Source organism: Bacillus sp. GB_SG_008 (assembly GCF_052038115.1).
Classification (GTDB): domain Bacteria; phylum Bacillota; class Bacilli; order Bacillales; family Bacillaceae_G; genus Bacillus_A; species Bacillus_A rhizoplanae.
The window spans coordinates 320,863-335,668 of record NZ_JBPZSK010000005.1; the positions used below are offsets into that span (position 1 = coordinate 320,863).

Sequence of the window (14,806 nt, forward strand, 5' to 3'; positions counted from 1 at the left end):
GACATCTAAATCCCTGCTATGCAGAATAAAAAGTAACCTACACTCGTTTGCTCTTTCTGTTTTTACTTCACATGTGGCATAAAAAGGCCCCTAATCGCTTCTATGCATGGCCAGATGCTCTCTCCCACCTAAAAAGAGGGGTTTTATGTCGGTTTTTTAATTGATGTATATATCTTACTATTTAACTTTGATTAAGGTTTCTACACGTGTAGTTTTATTTTCTTTAATTGTTAAAGTAACATTTGATGAAACTTGTTACTACTAACAACCAAAAATATTTGACAATAATCAATTTTCTGATTATCATTAATGCAATTAATAATAGGAAATAGTAATAGCGATGAAGAGAAGAGTAATTAAGAAATGCTATGTGACAGAGAACTCCAGTAGCTGAGAAGGAGAGATAGCGTTCTTAATGAAAAAAGACTTGGAGCTTCATACGGAACTAAGATGATTAGGGATAATGCGACGGGTTCTTCCGTTATAGAGATAGGGTATACGCAATTTGCCGTACCTGAAGAGGTTGATATGGTGACATATCGATAAACTGAGGTGGTACCACGATGAGCACAACTCTCGTCCTCAAGATTCATAATCTTGAGGACGAGAGTTTTTTATTTTTTAAATTGAGAAAGTTTATAAAAGGAGGGTATTGTAATGAATCCAATATTATTAGATGTTCCATTTCAAATAGAAACAGAAAGACTCATACTACGAGCGCCCTTACAATCTGGGGACGGAAGGACAGTAAATGCAGCAATAAAAAATTCCTTAAATGAATTAAAGGCTTGGTTGCCCTTTGCACAGAACATTCCTGCTGTTGAAGAAACAGAAATCAACTTGAGAGAAGCGCATATTAAGTTTTTAAAAAGAGAGAGCTTTCGTTTTCTTATTTTTCATAAAGATACCAATGATTTTATTGGAACAGTAAGCATTCAAGGAATAGACTGGGACATTCCTAAATGTGAAATTGGATACTGGATTAACACACCGTTTAGTGGAAATGGATATATGGTAGAAGCAGTAAAAGAATTAACCAACTTTGGGTTAAACCAAATTCAATTTAAAAGAATTGAAATTAGGTGTGAATCCACAAACCTTAAAAGTCGCTCTATCCCTGAAAAGTTAGGATTTGAGTTAGAAGGGATACTAAAGAATGAAGATTTATCGGCAGATGGAAGGACATTAACTAACACTTGTATTTATGCTATAACTTGGTCAGGTACTAATTGTGATGGTGTGTATAGGCTTCTTTAATTGAAATTGTAATTTATACTTTACATAGAAGCAGAGCTAGTTTGTTTTCTAAATAGAACTGTTATGGTTTGTGAATGAGTAATAAAAGAAGGATTCTACATTTCATCCATAGAACAAGTAGTATGTTTAAGAGAGAATATAAGAAACTAAAAGTTAACATAATATAATTATGTTGATCTATAAACTTATAAACATTTTAACAGGGAGAAGTGCAATTGAAGTATATTGAGTTTGGGATCGGAAATAAGTGGCTTGTAAGGACGGAAATAGAATATGAGGATGGAACTGAAACGGAGCAGCGTGGCATTGTGAAACCAATTCATTTTGAATCAGCGTATATGAGGTGCTGGGTAGGAAAAATTTGTTTCATTATAGATACAAAAGAAGGGTTTAAGAAAATGAAAAAGAACCGTAATGAATTTAAAGTTATTTTGGGAATTGTAAGTAAGAGATAAGTAGAGAATGAGAGGAATCAAAAGTGTACGGTATGTAACATTTTGATTCCTCTCATTTTCATCTGTGTCCTTGTCTTCTTGCTTCTGCAAATCCATAGTATGCACAAGCGCCGTTTTGAGAAAGATCTTTTACTTCAAATCCGCATTTTTCATAAAAGTTAAAGTTATTTGCTGAAGTATTCGCAAACCAATCACCGTGGGGGAGTTTTTGTAAACATAACTCTACAAGCTTTTTACCGATCCCTTGTCCTCTATAGTCACTTTTTACGACTACATCCATTATCATAGCAGCCATAATTTGGTCTGATATGACTCTTATCATCGCAATCATTTCCTCATGATCCCATACTGTAAAAGCCCAAGTAGAGTTTTCGAATATTAAAGTGAAGCGTTCATCTTGCCATGCAGGAGTATGATTTCCAACCCAACCAGCATCTTGAAACAAACTCTTCACAGCAGAAGCTGGTATTCCTTTCGTTCCTTCGCGAATAATGAGCCCGTTATGATAAATGTACATATATACTGCCTCCTTTTATTTCATTATTCATTTCTTTATGAAGCAGCAACTTCCTGCATGGTTGATTAATGAAAAAGGACTGCTGATGATAAAAAGATAAAATCGAAAATTAAGGTAGAACAATAAGAGGTTAGTTTATGTAAGATTACTAGGTTTGCGAATCATTACAAATAACAGTTCACTTACAACACCTACTCCAATGCCTATCGCATAAGCTAATAAGTCGCTCCATAAAAAGCCATAACCTAATATCAATCCGCCTAAAGTTGTTTCTCGAATATGATCGATCCAACTAGCATGGTATAGTTGGCTAAATTCAATAATATAACAAAATGATATAGCGAGTAACGCAACGGTTTTTGTATGAGCTCTTTTAAAAATAAATCCAAAACCAACAAAAATCATTAAAGCCCACAGTGCATCGCCTAAGTATGTATTCAAAATATGTGGTAGCACATGAGCAATTTTTCTTGAGTATAGTCCTAATACAATTACAATGATGGCTATCATCGCGTACAGTAATCGATTACGTTTATATGTCATATGTAAATTTCTCCTTAAAGTGTTCTTTTAAAAAATTAACGAATACATACTCTATATTTTTACTAGTTAAGATATCAAAAATAGTTTCAAAGGTGTTTTCTAAGTAATTTTATAAGCTTTTTATTATTGTTTCAATAATCTATTTGTTCTTTAAAGTATAAAAATCCCTAAAATATAAAAGGCTCATTATGCTACATCAATTACAACATCATCCCTCCAACGGAATGGTGTAGTGTTGGTAAATACAAAAAATTTGAAAACTGAAAAATACTATAATTAGACGTAAGAAATAAAAGAAAAATAATTTAGGAGATGAACACGTAACATATAGAGCCAAGTAGAGCGACGCTTACGGGGAATAAGGGAAATTCTGAGAAATCATACTTACTAAAACAAGCATGTATATATCCTTGCATAAAGTTTTCAATAGAGAAAGAGGCTAACCTTTAATCAATAAAGGATTAGACTATTAAAAAATAGTTGTAGACTAAAAAGGTGTTTTCTGTACAGGAACGAACCTTTTGTTAACATAAAACCAATCTATTGCAAAACCTGAACAGTCCCTTCAGAAGAACTGAAGAGACTGTTCGTTCACATAATTTCCGAACGCAGAAGTTTAATATTTGTTACAAAATCCTCTTTGTTTTAGGAAAGAGATTTTATCAAAATTGATTATTTAGAAAAGAAATCTACCATAACCATATCTTCATCAACAGGTAGCTCGTGGGATTCCTGTAATCGAAATTCATTTAAATCATAGATATATAATTTTTTTAAATCAGTTGTATAAAGAAGATCACCGTATACATGAGATTTGAAAGGAAGATTTTTTAATTTATAGTGTTTCTTAGTGTTGTTGTCTGAGTCTAAAACAGATACGCTTCCACCAGATGCAGATATTGGATCAAAATGGATAATGACTCTTTCAGACCCAATATTAAATATCTGATATGGAGAAGGTTCGTTTAACTCAGCTAGCTTTATTTCTCTGCTAGAGGAGTCCACCCATGTTAGCCGATTTGTTGGTCCAGTTAGATCTTTATTAGACATATTCATGATATATAGATTTCCATCTATAATTGCAGAGTCGTTAGGAACAGATGTGAACTCGTTATGAATAGGTGTAGTACTGTTTAGCTGTTTGTCAATCCAATAGATGGTTTGACTCTTTTCTTCTACATTGTCAGCTATAACATAGACACCATCTTCATTAATTGTAATATTCCTAGGATTTCCAGGTAACTCAAGTTGTTTAACTATTTTATCATTACGAAGATCAATCTTAGTGATAATGCCAGAAGTAAGGTCAGAGTTATGAATGACATAACCGAAGTCCCCATTAATCGAAAGATTTATAGGCAGTTCCTCTGTTTTAATATAGGTTGTTTCAAGTGTTTCTAAGTTTAGAACTAAAACTCTGTTATCTATTTTTGTTGGAGTACCTGTTATAGACATATACAGATTGTCTTCAAATTTATAAGCGGAGGTTATTCCTGCAACATCCAAGGAAATAGTTTTAACATGTTTCCAATCCGATGTGAACAGTTTAATTTCACTCTTTGATTTGAGGTGAGATGTGTATAGAACTCCAAACTGGTAGGGTGGTGAGCTATTGTTTCTGTCACTGCTAGGCGATAAGTCTTGACCTTTTGAACAACCGACTATAAATACGAAAACAATTATTGTTAAAAAGAAGTAAATGGTTCTTTTCAGGGATTTTCCCCCTTTCTAAATAATTATTTTACATAAATGGTATAAGCTACACTTGTTTTCGTTAAATCTACTGGCCAAACGGCACCGCCATTATAGTTCATATTCTTTCCATAGTTATATTGGAATGTACGATAGACGAGTTGAGAACAGTAAAATGAAGAGTTTTGGTTAATGTTCCAGAAATTCCAGTTGTAGGGATCGCCAATCTGGTAACTTGCCCATTTTGCGGCGTAAGCGTCTTGGCTAGCGGTTGTTCCACTTACAGTTCTACCAATGACATTTGAATAACGTGTATTCCAGTTATTTGGCCAGTAACGAACACCGTTTTTACTACCTTTGTTACCATAAGACTCAACCGTATTATAGTAATCATAAACTATTCCCGCGTGTCCCCCTGCTACAAATCCTGAGGAACTCCCTGAATCAAGAGTAACAAGAAATGTGCCGGCGCGTCTTGGGTAAGAGCCATACCCTAGTGCACTAATCTCTAGCCCATCTAGCCCCTTATCAGGTTTTACCTTATTCTTTTCCTCATTGTAGTTGACTTTTAGATTTTCGAGCTCTTTTTGAGCCTGTTTCACTTCTTGTTCTTGTGCTTTAGTTAGTTTTTGTTGTCCATTGATTGAAGCTGATTCATTTGCGTATTCAGAAAAATTGTCTTGTGATACCTGAGTACTGTTCGTCGAAGAAGTAGCAGCCTGTGCATGGTCACTAAAAAGAAACGTAGTGAATGCCAAAATCATAGCAACAACAGCCGTACTAATTTTTCTAAACATCTCAAGACCCCTTTCAAAATATTGGTATTTGAAAACATACAAACCGGTTCGTATGTTTTCAGGACTTACAAAAACATACTAATCGGTCAGTATGTTTTCATTCTAATTAGAATTATCTGGAAAGTCAATGTAGAAATTGTAAAAAGTTTTTATTTTATAAATTATCTGATAAAATTCAATTAAACATTAGAGTTCATTCATGCCAAAAATGGGCGATAATTCGTAAATTGGACTAATTAGCGTTCGTTTTTTTATATCTGATAATTGAAGAAGAGAGGAAATTCATATGAAGTACACAACAGGTGAAGAAACAAAAAAGAAGATAATAGACTCTGCATTCCAGCTCCTCGCAGATAAAGGGTATGAGGCGATGAGTATTGATGATGTAATGAAAGGGACTGGAAAAACAAAAGGTTCATTCTACGTCCATTTTAAGAGCAAAGAAGATTTGCTATATGAGGTTATGCGGACTCGGTTAAACCGAGAGTTTGATCATATTGTAAAAGAGACTTTCAAGGAATTGTCGGATGAAACATGCAATGTTCAATTGATATTAAACCGACTGATGCATCGAGTACACACAGGAAAAGGAGGAGCAGATCAATCATTATGGATATTTGTGTATCATAAAATCCTTGTTCTGTCTCGGAAAAATCAAATTATTAGGGAATGGCTAATGGAACAATATCGTGCTTGGGTAGACTTTATGTCAGAAATCCTTCGTAGAGGCCAGGAGTTAGGACAAGTCCGTACCGATATAGAAGTTAGTGTGATGGTAAACATGCTTATCAGTTTATTGGAAGGCTATGAACTTCGTTCTACGGTTGATCCAGAAATCGATGTTTACGAACAACTTAAACTCACTGAATTACTCTGTCTAAATAAATGATTTGAATATCATTAGATAATTGTTGGATGTTCTTTTCACTGCCGATAATACTAATTATATGAATGGGAAGTTTCTTCAAATCTTCTGAGGGAACTTTTAAAGGTTTTACAATAAATTGGTTTTATGCTAACAAAAGGTGCTTTCATGTGCAGAAAATACTTTTTAAGTTTACAACTATTTTTAAACAGTCTAATACTTGTTTATATAAATAAAATAATAAATTCTGATAAAGAAATATAAACAAAGGCTAAAGATTTCTCAGCCTTTGTTAATTTTATAAAGAAAATTAAATATTAATAGCAATATCTTTTTCCTCATCTAAAAAGGAAAAGAAGGGCAACAGCATACCGAATAAAGCAGGGATGAGAATGAAACTACCAATCATGATATACAAAAGACGGATGCCAGAGACTTCTACAATTTGTCCCGCAAAAAGAATACCTAAAGGCATAGTAGCTCGAATTAAAAAGAGACGAACAGAAAATACTTGTCCCATAAGGTGAGAAGGGACAGTTTTTTGAAGGAGACTCGTTTGATGAATGTTGAAAAATGGGAAACAAACACCTCCAAAAATTTCGCACAAAACTGCAAGAGGAAAGGATGTTACAAAGCCAAGTAAGAAAAAAGATAATCCACCCATGAAAAGACCTGAAAGCATAATATATCTGAGCGGCCATTTATTTCTCCATTTACCTACTAAAAAAGAACCGACCACATACCCTAAAGGAAAACTTCCCATAAATAGGCCGTATGAAAAAGATGTCCCTTTTAATTCTTCTATTATATAAGGAACATTGATTACCATCGTTACCCCGACGCTAAATTGGACTAAAGAAGTAAAGAAACCAAGCCATATGAGCGGACGTTGTTTGAAAAAGTATTGATATCCGGCAATGATTTGTTTTAACCAAGTAGCCTTTTTACTATCGTGTATAACCGAAGGCTCATGGAGATAAGAAAGGCTACCGGCACTTATAAGAAATAAAATTCCTACCACTATGTAAGTAGACAAAGTTCCTATGTAAGCTATTATGAGTCCTCCTAATGTAGGAGCTAAGAAACTCATGGTACGCATTGTTCCATCAATCCAGGCGTTGGCCTGTGTTAATCTGTCCTGTTGTACAATCGTAGGAAGCAGGGCCGATGCAGCTGGAACATAAAGAGGCTGTAGAATTCCAAGTACCACTTGAATAACAAACAAACTCCATATCTCAATCTGCCCCAAGAACATAAGAAGAACAGGTAAGAAGAACACAATTCCTCTTAAAATTTGAGAACATAGCATAATATATTTACGGCTTGTCCGGTCAATGAAAGGGCCGATAAAGAGTTGAAGAATTAAAGACGGGATAAAATACGTTAACCATAGCGTCCCCATAGCCGATTTTGATCCGGTGATTTCGTATAATAGCAGTGAATTACATAGCGCTCCTATCGTTCCTCCAAGTTCAGAAATGGTTTCCCCGAGCCATAAACATAAAAAAGAACGATTTGAGAACACATGTTGATTTTTCTCCATCTCTTTACTCCTTTCCTAGAAAACGCTGTAATTTCTCTTGAAGGGAAGTTAAGTGGTCAAGCTGTATATAATACCGAGAACCTTTGCCATTAATGATCCGAGCTGCCCGGAGTAAAGATAAATGATGATGAAGCGTTGTTTTGGGAGTTTTGAGCTTCTCGGTTAACTCTTGAAGTGAGTGATCTCTTTCAGTTAGTAATTTAATAATTTTTAATCGTGTTTCATCTCCAAGTGCTTTATAACTATGAACTAATGTGGAAGGCGGAGAATAAGGATCTTCTACTAAACTCACGTTATCGTCTGAAATGGGATAATAAAATACTTTAATCCCTGGTAAAGTCGTTTCTACGTTCCAAGGCCGGTACACATATTGTGGGATAAGTGTGACTTGATGAATGGAAGGTTCAGGTTGATATGTACTACCTGTTATATATTTGACAAGTTCTTCGGGATGATAAGTTGATTGAAGTACACGTTTTTGCTGGGCATCACGCTCAAGCATGCTAGTAAACTCTATGTAATTAGGTTGTATCACTGTTTCATACCAACCTTCAGAGATGATTTTCAGGTGTCGTTTAAGTATAGAAGTATCGATAGATGAAATATGTTTAATGTATGCCGGGAAAAATTTGTGATGTTGACAAGCTTTTATGAAGGAAGTTATAGCTGTTTCTTCTTTATGGGATGCTTTTCTCCGATTGTCTTCATGCTGCAATCCGATATAAGGCAAACAACGCCAACGTAATTCCTCTTCAGTTAGTTCGTCAAGAAAATGAAAAAAACTTTCAAGAGAATCAAAAGAACGGGAGTGAAGTAATTGTAGTAAAGCGAACCATGTATTGTGTTTGTGTGTGTATTGTAGTTCTTTTTGAACGGCAGCAGATAATTTCTTCTCAATGTCCTTCCAATAATCTATAGGCTTTTCAAAAGTATGGTGAAAATCGTAATACGTACAAGCCGCAATACCTAGTCCCATTTCGAATAAAATCGAATGTTTAATTTGAACAGAATAAGTTTCTCTTGTCGCATTTAGGTTCATAACTTTCATTTTTCATCCTCCTTTTTAATTTATTCTATATTTTTAGAATTTTATTTTCAATAAATTTCGAATAGTTTTGAAAAAATATGAAACATGAGAACTAAAGGAAGGTTTTTCAAGAATAGTGAAGAATCTGTATATGATTAAAACACACTAAAGGTATAAGGATGAGGAAAAAACATGCACATACATCAATTCAAACAACATATTGAAGGAATATTTGGAGAACATTTACATAAGTACGGAGATCAGTTTGGTATAACAAATGTAAGCAATGAAAATTTTCATAAGATAGGTTATGCAACAAATTTAACGCTCGAAACAATTGAAGAAGCAAAGAAAGAGAATGTAGATATGATGATTACACACCACGCTGCATGGGAGTTCTTATATGGAATGGAAGAAGCTTGTACAAGAAAATTGAAAGAATACAATATCAATCACTTCTGGATACACTCACCATTAGATTTCGTTGAATTTGGAACGTGTACGTCGTTGTTTCATACAATCGAAATTGATGAAATTATAACGTATTCTTCTTGTGATGATGAAGAATTACCCGGCGTTGGCGAATATACAGATCCAATCCCATTTTCGAAGCTAGTCGAAAGAGTAGAGAGTAAGCTTGGTGAAAAGGTCAAGGCGTGGAAAAATAATAATAAGCAAGTAAAAAGAGTTGGTATTTTAACAGGAGCAGGACATTCAACTGATCATATTCAAGCTGCGTTGGACAGTGACTGCGATACATACATCACAGGAGAAAAGACGTTATATACAGTTCAATATGCGCAGTTTAAAAATATTAACCTTATCGCAGGTAGCCATACATTTACAGAAATATTTGGCGTGGAAAGTTTGGTGGAAAGGCTGCAGGAATTGGATAACACTTTGGAGGTTGTTCAGTTGTATGAAGCGCATATAGAGTAATAGGTTAGCATTAGTTTATTGTTCCTTTAAAAAATACATTAGACTAGATTGTAGATAGATATAAGGACAATTGAAGTACGATTTAAACATTTTTGGATAAAGTTATCGAAAAGGAAAAGGCTTAATCCTTGAAAAATAAGGAGAGGGCCTCTTTATTTGCTATGGATATATCTTATATGAACTAGATTTGTATAGAATATACATGTCACTTTCTACATTTATAGCAAGATAAAATGGAGGGAGAGAGGGACTGGATTGAAGATTAAAACATATATGTTAAATGCCTTCACTAAAGATGAAAAAGGTGGGAATCCAGCTGGGGTTGTTTTAGATACAAAAGGTCTTACACCAGAGGCTATGCAAGCTATTGCAAACAAACTAAATTTCTCCGAAACCGCCTTTGTGCTTCCTTCTGCAAATTCAGATTACGAAATTAAATATTTTACACCTAATGAAGAAGTTGCTATATGTGGACATGCTACAATCGCTACTTTCTCCTTATTAGCTCAGATTAGAGCAATAAGGAAAAAGATATACACAATAAAGACGAAAGCAGGGATACTAAGCGTACACATGCATAACAATAAAATGATATCTTTACAACAAAATCTCCCTGATTTTCTTAAAACAATTCCCCGTGAAGAGATTACTAAGTCTTTAAATTTAGATGAAGAAAAACTAATACCTGATATGCCCATTCAAATTGTATCTACAGGCTTACGCGATATTATTATACCTGTAAGGGGACTTTCAGACCTGCTAGAGATTACTCCTGATATGAAAAGAATTACTGAAATAAGTAAAAAATATAATGTAACTGGCTATCATGTATTTACATTGGAAACCCTACATAATTCTACAGCTCATTGCAGAAACTTTGCACCTTTGTTTGATATTCCAGAAGAAAGCGCTACTGGTACATCAAATGCAGCACTAGCATGTTATTTAATACGGCAAAATAACAATTTTAAAAAACATAGTACCTTCACCTTTGAGCAAGGGTATGTAATGAATAAACCTTCAGAGGTTGTTGTAAATGTATCTACTAACCTTGGTAATATTACAAATGTTCAAGTAGGAGGCTTTGCTTCTAATTTTCAAGAAAAATATATTTCTATTAACAGAAATAAGGGGGAGCGAATTGAATAAATATAGTTTACTCTTATTCGATTTGGACGACACACTTCTTGATTCCACTTGGTTTAATGTCGGACTAATTAAGACTCTTGAAATGCATCCTATAACAAGAAACCTTGACGCATCGGTATTCCTTGAGAAAAAATTACATATCCCAAAATCCTTATTGAAGCGTTTTAAAAATCGGGAACTAACTCCAGCGGAATTTAGAAGGGCTAGGTGGAAGCATGCTTTTTCTCATTTTAATGTGTCACCTGATGTAGAATTTATTGATGAGCTTGATGGCCTTTTTTTTAAAACAGGTATGGCTTGCATTGGTATAAATAATTCAATTACAAGCTTATTAAATGAATTACAAGCACATTATGACCTTGGAATAGTCACCAATGGATTATATGATCCGCGATTAAAAATTCTTCAAATGGGACTGTCGGAAGTATTTAGTGACGACACAATATTTCATGCTGAGCAATTAGGCTATAGAAAGCCGGATTCAGAGATTTATTCGGTGGCATTGGAACACTTTGGTAAAAAGCCGGAGGAAACTCTTTTCATTGGTGATTTTTGGACTCATGACGTAGTTGGACCAATAGAAACAGGGATGGACGCCATTTGGGTTAATGCAAAAAACCTTTCCAAAACTACTACACATATTCCAATTGCAATCGTATCAGATGTTACAGAAATACGGCATATATTGCGTCATAATAGCTAAATAACTAACTTAACAGAATTTAAATTTAATCAATGTAGCTGATAATAAGACTTATGTAAAGATAGAAGGTGTATTCTTATGTTTTTTCTACAAATGTCAGGTTTTCCAGGATCGGGTAAGTCAACTTTATCTAGAGAGATAGCAAAAGTGACGGGTGCGATTGTAATAGACCATGATATTGTGAAATCGGCACTACTAGAATCTTTTGGGGTAGATCATATCGATACAAGAGTTGCTGGTAAAATTTCATATGATATTGAATGGGCGTTAATAGATTTTCATCTATCACAAGGGCATGATGTGATACTTGATAGTCCTTGTTTGTATGTAGAAATGGTGGAAAAGGGGACAGCTGTGTCTAAGAAATATCATGCAAAATACAAATATGTTGAATGTTATCTGAATGATATGCAGGAAATTGATAATCGATTAAAAAGTCGGCAGCGAATGATTAGTCAAATTCAGCATGTACAATCGGAAGAATTGTTTAAGAAATGGGTCGAAAATAGTAAAAAACCATCTGATTCTCATTATTTGGTTGTTGATTCTGGACAACCTTTAGATTGTTATATAAATGAAGTGATTACATATATTAATAGGTAACAATCATAGTAAAAGTACATATAAGTGAAACCGCAAGAAGGTTCAAATCATATCTCTTGAACTTCTTGCGGTTTCTTTTTGAATTATAAGCTTCTATTTTGAATTTCCTGCTGAATGTTTGCAGAGAATTCGTCAAATGGTGCAGCTGCAGATTGTTGTTCTCCATATTTTCGAATGTTTACTTCGTTGCGCTCAGCTTCTTGATCGCCAACAACAAGGACGTATGGGATTTTTTGAACTTGTGCTTCTCGCATTTTATAACCAAGTTTTTCATTACGAAGATCGAGTTCTACTCGTATACCAGCGTCTTTTAACTTTTCTTCTATTTCTTTTGCGTATTGTTCATGTACTTCTACTGAAACAGGAATGATTTTCGCTTGTAAGGGAGCTAACCATGTTGGGAATGCTCCAGCAAAATGTTCAATTAAGATTCCGAAGAATCGGTCAAGTGAACCGAATACAGCACGGTGAATGACGACAGGACGTTGTTTTTCATTTTTCTCATTAATGTAGCTTAAATTAAATTTCTCTGGCATTTGGAAGTCAAGCTGTACAGTTGCGCATTGGTGACTTCTGTTTAAAGCATCTTTAATATGGAAATCAATTTTCGGACCGTAAAATGCACCGTCACCTTCGTTGATTCTATAGCGGAAATTTAGTTGTTCTAGTACATTTCGTAGAGAACCTTCCGCCTTGTTCCATAGTTCGTCGTCTCCCATTGAATTTTCAGGTCTTGTAGAGAGCTCAACTTCATATTGAAAACCGAATGTACGATATACATAATCGATTAAATTAATCACTTCTTTTATTTCATTTTCAATTTGTTCAGGTGTTACAAAAATATGGGCATCGTCTTGACAGAATGTACGAACTCTGAGCAGTCCATTTAGAGCACCGCTAAATTCATGGCGATGGACTTGCCCAAATTCAGCCATTCGAACTGGTAAATCACGATAAGAGTGCAGCTTATTTCTAAACATAAGCATGTGGCCAGGGCAGTTCATTGGTTTTAAAGCGAATTTTCCATGATCAACTTCTGTGAAATACATATTGTCTTTATAATGGTCCCAATGACCGGAATTTTCCCACAGTTTTTGATTCATGATAAAAGGAGTACGAACTTCTTGATAATTACGCTTTTGTTGAATCCCTCTTAAGAAAGCTTCCATTTCATTGCGGATGATTTGTCCCTTTGGTAAATAAAATGGCATTCCAGGAGCTTCTTCAGAGAACATAAACAGTTCTAATTCATTTCCTAATTTACGATGATTGCGTTTTGCAGCTTCTTCTAAAAAGATTACATACTCATTTAGTTCCTTTTTAGTAGGGAAGGCAACTCCATATATTCTTTGAAGGACTTGGTTATTACTGTCACCGCGCCAATATGCACCTGACACATTTGTTAATTTAAAAGCTTTCATAAATCCAGTAGACGGTAAATGTGGTCCGCGGCATAAGTCGAGAAATTCACCTTGTTTGTAAAGAGTTATGTTTTGATCAGCAGGAATATCTTGTAATAGCTCTAGTTTTAAATGGTCACCGATCTCTTCAAATATTTGCTTTGCTTCATCACGGCTTACTTCTACTCGTTGAATTTCTAAATTTTCAGCAATAATTTTTTTCATTTCTTGTTCAATATGAACTAACTCTTCAACTGCAATACTATTCGGAAGATCCATATCATAATAAAATCCATTTTCAATAACAGGACCAACTCCTAAGTTGACATGACCGTATAATCTTTTAACGGCTTGTGCTAATATATGGGCTGCTGTATGTCGTAATACATCTAATCCTTCTTTTGATTCTAAAGTTAAAATTTCAATTTCTGCATCTTCCTGTATGTTTCTACGTAAATCAAATAGTTGACCATTCACTTTTCCTGCAATAGCTTTTTTTCTTAAGTTAGGGCTAATAGATTCTGCAATTGCTTCTAGCGTAATTCCTTTAACGTATTCCTGTTCACGACCATTTGGAAAACGAATTTTAATCATTTTTTCACTCATCATTATCACTCCATTTTATGAATATAAAAAAACGCACTCATCCCTAAAACAGGGACGAGTGCGTTAATACCCGTGGTTCCACCCAGATTCCCATCGCGCTTTATAAAAAGTGCCGATGGCTCCATGCGCTGTAACGTAGCGTCTACGGTATTGGATACTATGTTTCCCCAATACAGCTCCAAGGTGGTAAGTTATTCTCCTGCGTTAGGAAGATCTCAGCAATTCTTCCTTCTCTGTAAAATCGTAAGAATACCTCGTGTCCTTTTCATTGCCAATTGTTATATAGAATTGAAAAATAAAAAACGCACTCATCCCTAAAACAGGGACGAGTGCGTTAATACCCGTGGTTCCACCCAGATTCCCATCGTACTTCATAAAAAGTACCGATGGCTCCATGCGCTGTAACGTAGCGTCTACGGTATTGGATACTATAATTCCCCAATACAGCTCTAAGGTGGTAAGTTATTCTCCTGCGTTAGGAAGATCTCAGCAACTCTTCCTTCTCTGTAAAACCGTAAAGAATATCTCGTGTCCTTTTCGTAGCTTTTTTATAACATTAGTATGTTGATTCATAATATACAATATTCAAATTGTTTTTGCAAATCTGTTTTTATATAAATTGTGACCTTTTTTGGAAGTTTTCTTTGTTTGTACTATTGCTGTAGATGAATAGGGGGTTCGCAACATGTATTTTATATATATCATATGTA

Annotated in this window: 14 protein-coding genes and 2 other annotated features; of the genes, 7 read left to right on the plus strand and 7 right to left on the minus strand. The window is 34.7% G+C overall.

Features of this window, described 5'->3' with window-relative positions:
- Positions 1-657 precede the first annotated feature (657 nt).
- Positions 658-1,257 carry a GNAT family N-acetyltransferase gene (locus ACTDJC_RS15390; RefSeq protein ID WP_440603928.1) on the plus strand — a complete coding sequence of 200 codons (600 nt, stop codon included), beginning with the start codon at positions 658-660 and terminating at the stop codon, positions 1,255-1,257.
- A gap of 215 nt (positions 1,258-1,472) precedes the next feature.
- Positions 1,473-1,712: a DUF3977 family protein gene (locus ACTDJC_RS15395; protein WP_098310217.1), complete on the plus strand. Its 240-nt coding sequence runs from the start codon at positions 1,473-1,475 to the stop codon at positions 1,710-1,712.
- A 58-nt stretch (positions 1,713-1,770) separates the two neighbouring features.
- Here the strand turns inward: ACTDJC_RS15395 and ACTDJC_RS15400 are convergent, their stop codons facing one another.
- From ACTDJC_RS15400 to ACTDJC_RS15415, 4 genes are all read right to left on the minus strand, one after another.
- Positions 1,771-2,229 (minus strand): GNAT family N-acetyltransferase, encoded by a 459-nt coding sequence (locus ACTDJC_RS15400; protein WP_440603929.1) that lies wholly within the window; start codon positions 2,227-2,229, stop codon positions 1,771-1,773.
- 135 nt (positions 2,230-2,364) lie between these two features.
- A complete protein-coding gene (locus ACTDJC_RS15405) occupies positions 2,365-2,772 on the minus strand; it encodes a DUF2809 domain-containing protein (RefSeq protein WP_440603930.1) in 408 nt (135 codons plus the stop codon).
- Between the two features lie 672 nt (positions 2,773-3,444).
- Positions 3,445-4,227 carry a hypothetical protein gene (locus ACTDJC_RS15410; RefSeq protein ID WP_440603931.1) on the minus strand — a complete coding sequence of 261 codons (783 nt, stop codon included), beginning with the start codon at positions 4,225-4,227 and terminating at the stop codon, positions 3,445-3,447.
- A 281-nt stretch (positions 4,228-4,508) separates the two neighbouring features.
- Positions 4,509-5,261: a YiiX/YebB-like N1pC/P60 family cysteine hydrolase gene (locus ACTDJC_RS15415; RefSeq protein ID WP_440603932.1), complete on the minus strand. Its 753-nt coding sequence runs from the start codon at positions 5,259-5,261 to the stop codon at positions 4,509-4,511.
- A gap of 286 nt (positions 5,262-5,547) precedes the next feature.
- Between ACTDJC_RS15415 and ACTDJC_RS15420 the strand changes: the two genes are divergently transcribed.
- A complete protein-coding gene (locus tag ACTDJC_RS15420; protein WP_253629887.1) occupies positions 5,548-6,150 on the plus strand; it encodes a TetR/AcrR family transcriptional regulator in 603 nt (200 codons plus the stop codon).
- 286 nt (positions 6,151-6,436) lie between these two features.
- On the opposite strand, the gene ACTDJC_RS15425 is transcribed toward ACTDJC_RS15420, so the two are convergent.
- Together ACTDJC_RS15425 and ACTDJC_RS15430 are read right to left on the minus strand one after the other, a co-directional pair.
- On the minus strand, positions 6,437-7,669 hold the full coding sequence (locus tag ACTDJC_RS15425; protein ID WP_440603933.1) for an MFS transporter: 1,233 nt from the start codon (positions 7,667-7,669) through the stop codon (positions 6,437-6,439).
- A gap of 4 nt (positions 7,670-7,673) precedes the next feature.
- Positions 7,674-8,717 (minus strand): ArsR/SmtB family transcription factor, encoded by a 1,044-nt coding sequence (locus ACTDJC_RS15430; RefSeq protein WP_440603934.1) that lies wholly within the window; start codon positions 8,715-8,717, stop codon positions 7,674-7,676.
- Between the two features lie 171 nt (positions 8,718-8,888).
- Between ACTDJC_RS15430 and ACTDJC_RS15435 the strand changes: the two genes are divergently transcribed.
- The 4 genes from ACTDJC_RS15435 to ACTDJC_RS15450 all read left to right on the plus strand — a co-directional run bounded on the left by ACTDJC_RS15435 (position 8,889) and on the right by ACTDJC_RS15450 (position 12,090).
- The gene (locus tag ACTDJC_RS15435; protein ID WP_440603935.1) at positions 8,889-9,635 is read left to right on the plus strand and encodes a Nif3-like dinuclear metal center hexameric protein; all 747 of its coding nucleotides are present in this window, start codon (positions 8,889-8,891) and stop codon (positions 9,633-9,635) included.
- 255 nt (positions 9,636-9,890) lie between these two features.
- Positions 9,891-10,784, plus strand: a complete 894-nt coding sequence (locus tag ACTDJC_RS15440) for a PhzF family phenazine biosynthesis protein (RefSeq protein ID WP_440603936.1) — start codon at positions 9,891-9,893, stop codon at positions 10,782-10,784.
- On the plus strand, positions 10,777-11,487 hold the full coding sequence (locus ACTDJC_RS15445; RefSeq protein WP_440603937.1) for an HAD family hydrolase: 711 nt from the start codon (positions 10,777-10,779) through the stop codon (positions 11,485-11,487). Before ACTDJC_RS15440 ends, ACTDJC_RS15445 begins: the two co-directional genes overlap by 8 nt.
- A 78-nt stretch (positions 11,488-11,565) precedes the next feature.
- Positions 11,566-12,090, plus strand: coding sequence for an AAA family ATPase (locus ACTDJC_RS15450; protein WP_440603938.1), 525 nt, complete (start codon positions 11,566-11,568; stop codon positions 12,088-12,090).
- A gap of 83 nt (positions 12,091-12,173) precedes the next feature.
- On the opposite strand, the gene thrS is transcribed toward ACTDJC_RS15450, so the two are convergent.
- Entirely contained in the window at positions 12,174-14,096 is a 1,923-nt protein-coding gene (thrS, locus tag ACTDJC_RS15455; protein WP_440603939.1) for a threonine--tRNA ligase, read from the minus strand.
- A 47-nt stretch (positions 14,097-14,143) separates the two neighbouring features.
- Positions 14,144-14,374 (minus strand) — a binding site (T-box leader).
- Positions 14,375-14,414: 40 nt separating this feature from the next.
- Positions 14,415-14,646 (minus strand) — a binding site (T-box leader).
- Positions 14,647-14,806: the final 160 nt, after the last annotated feature.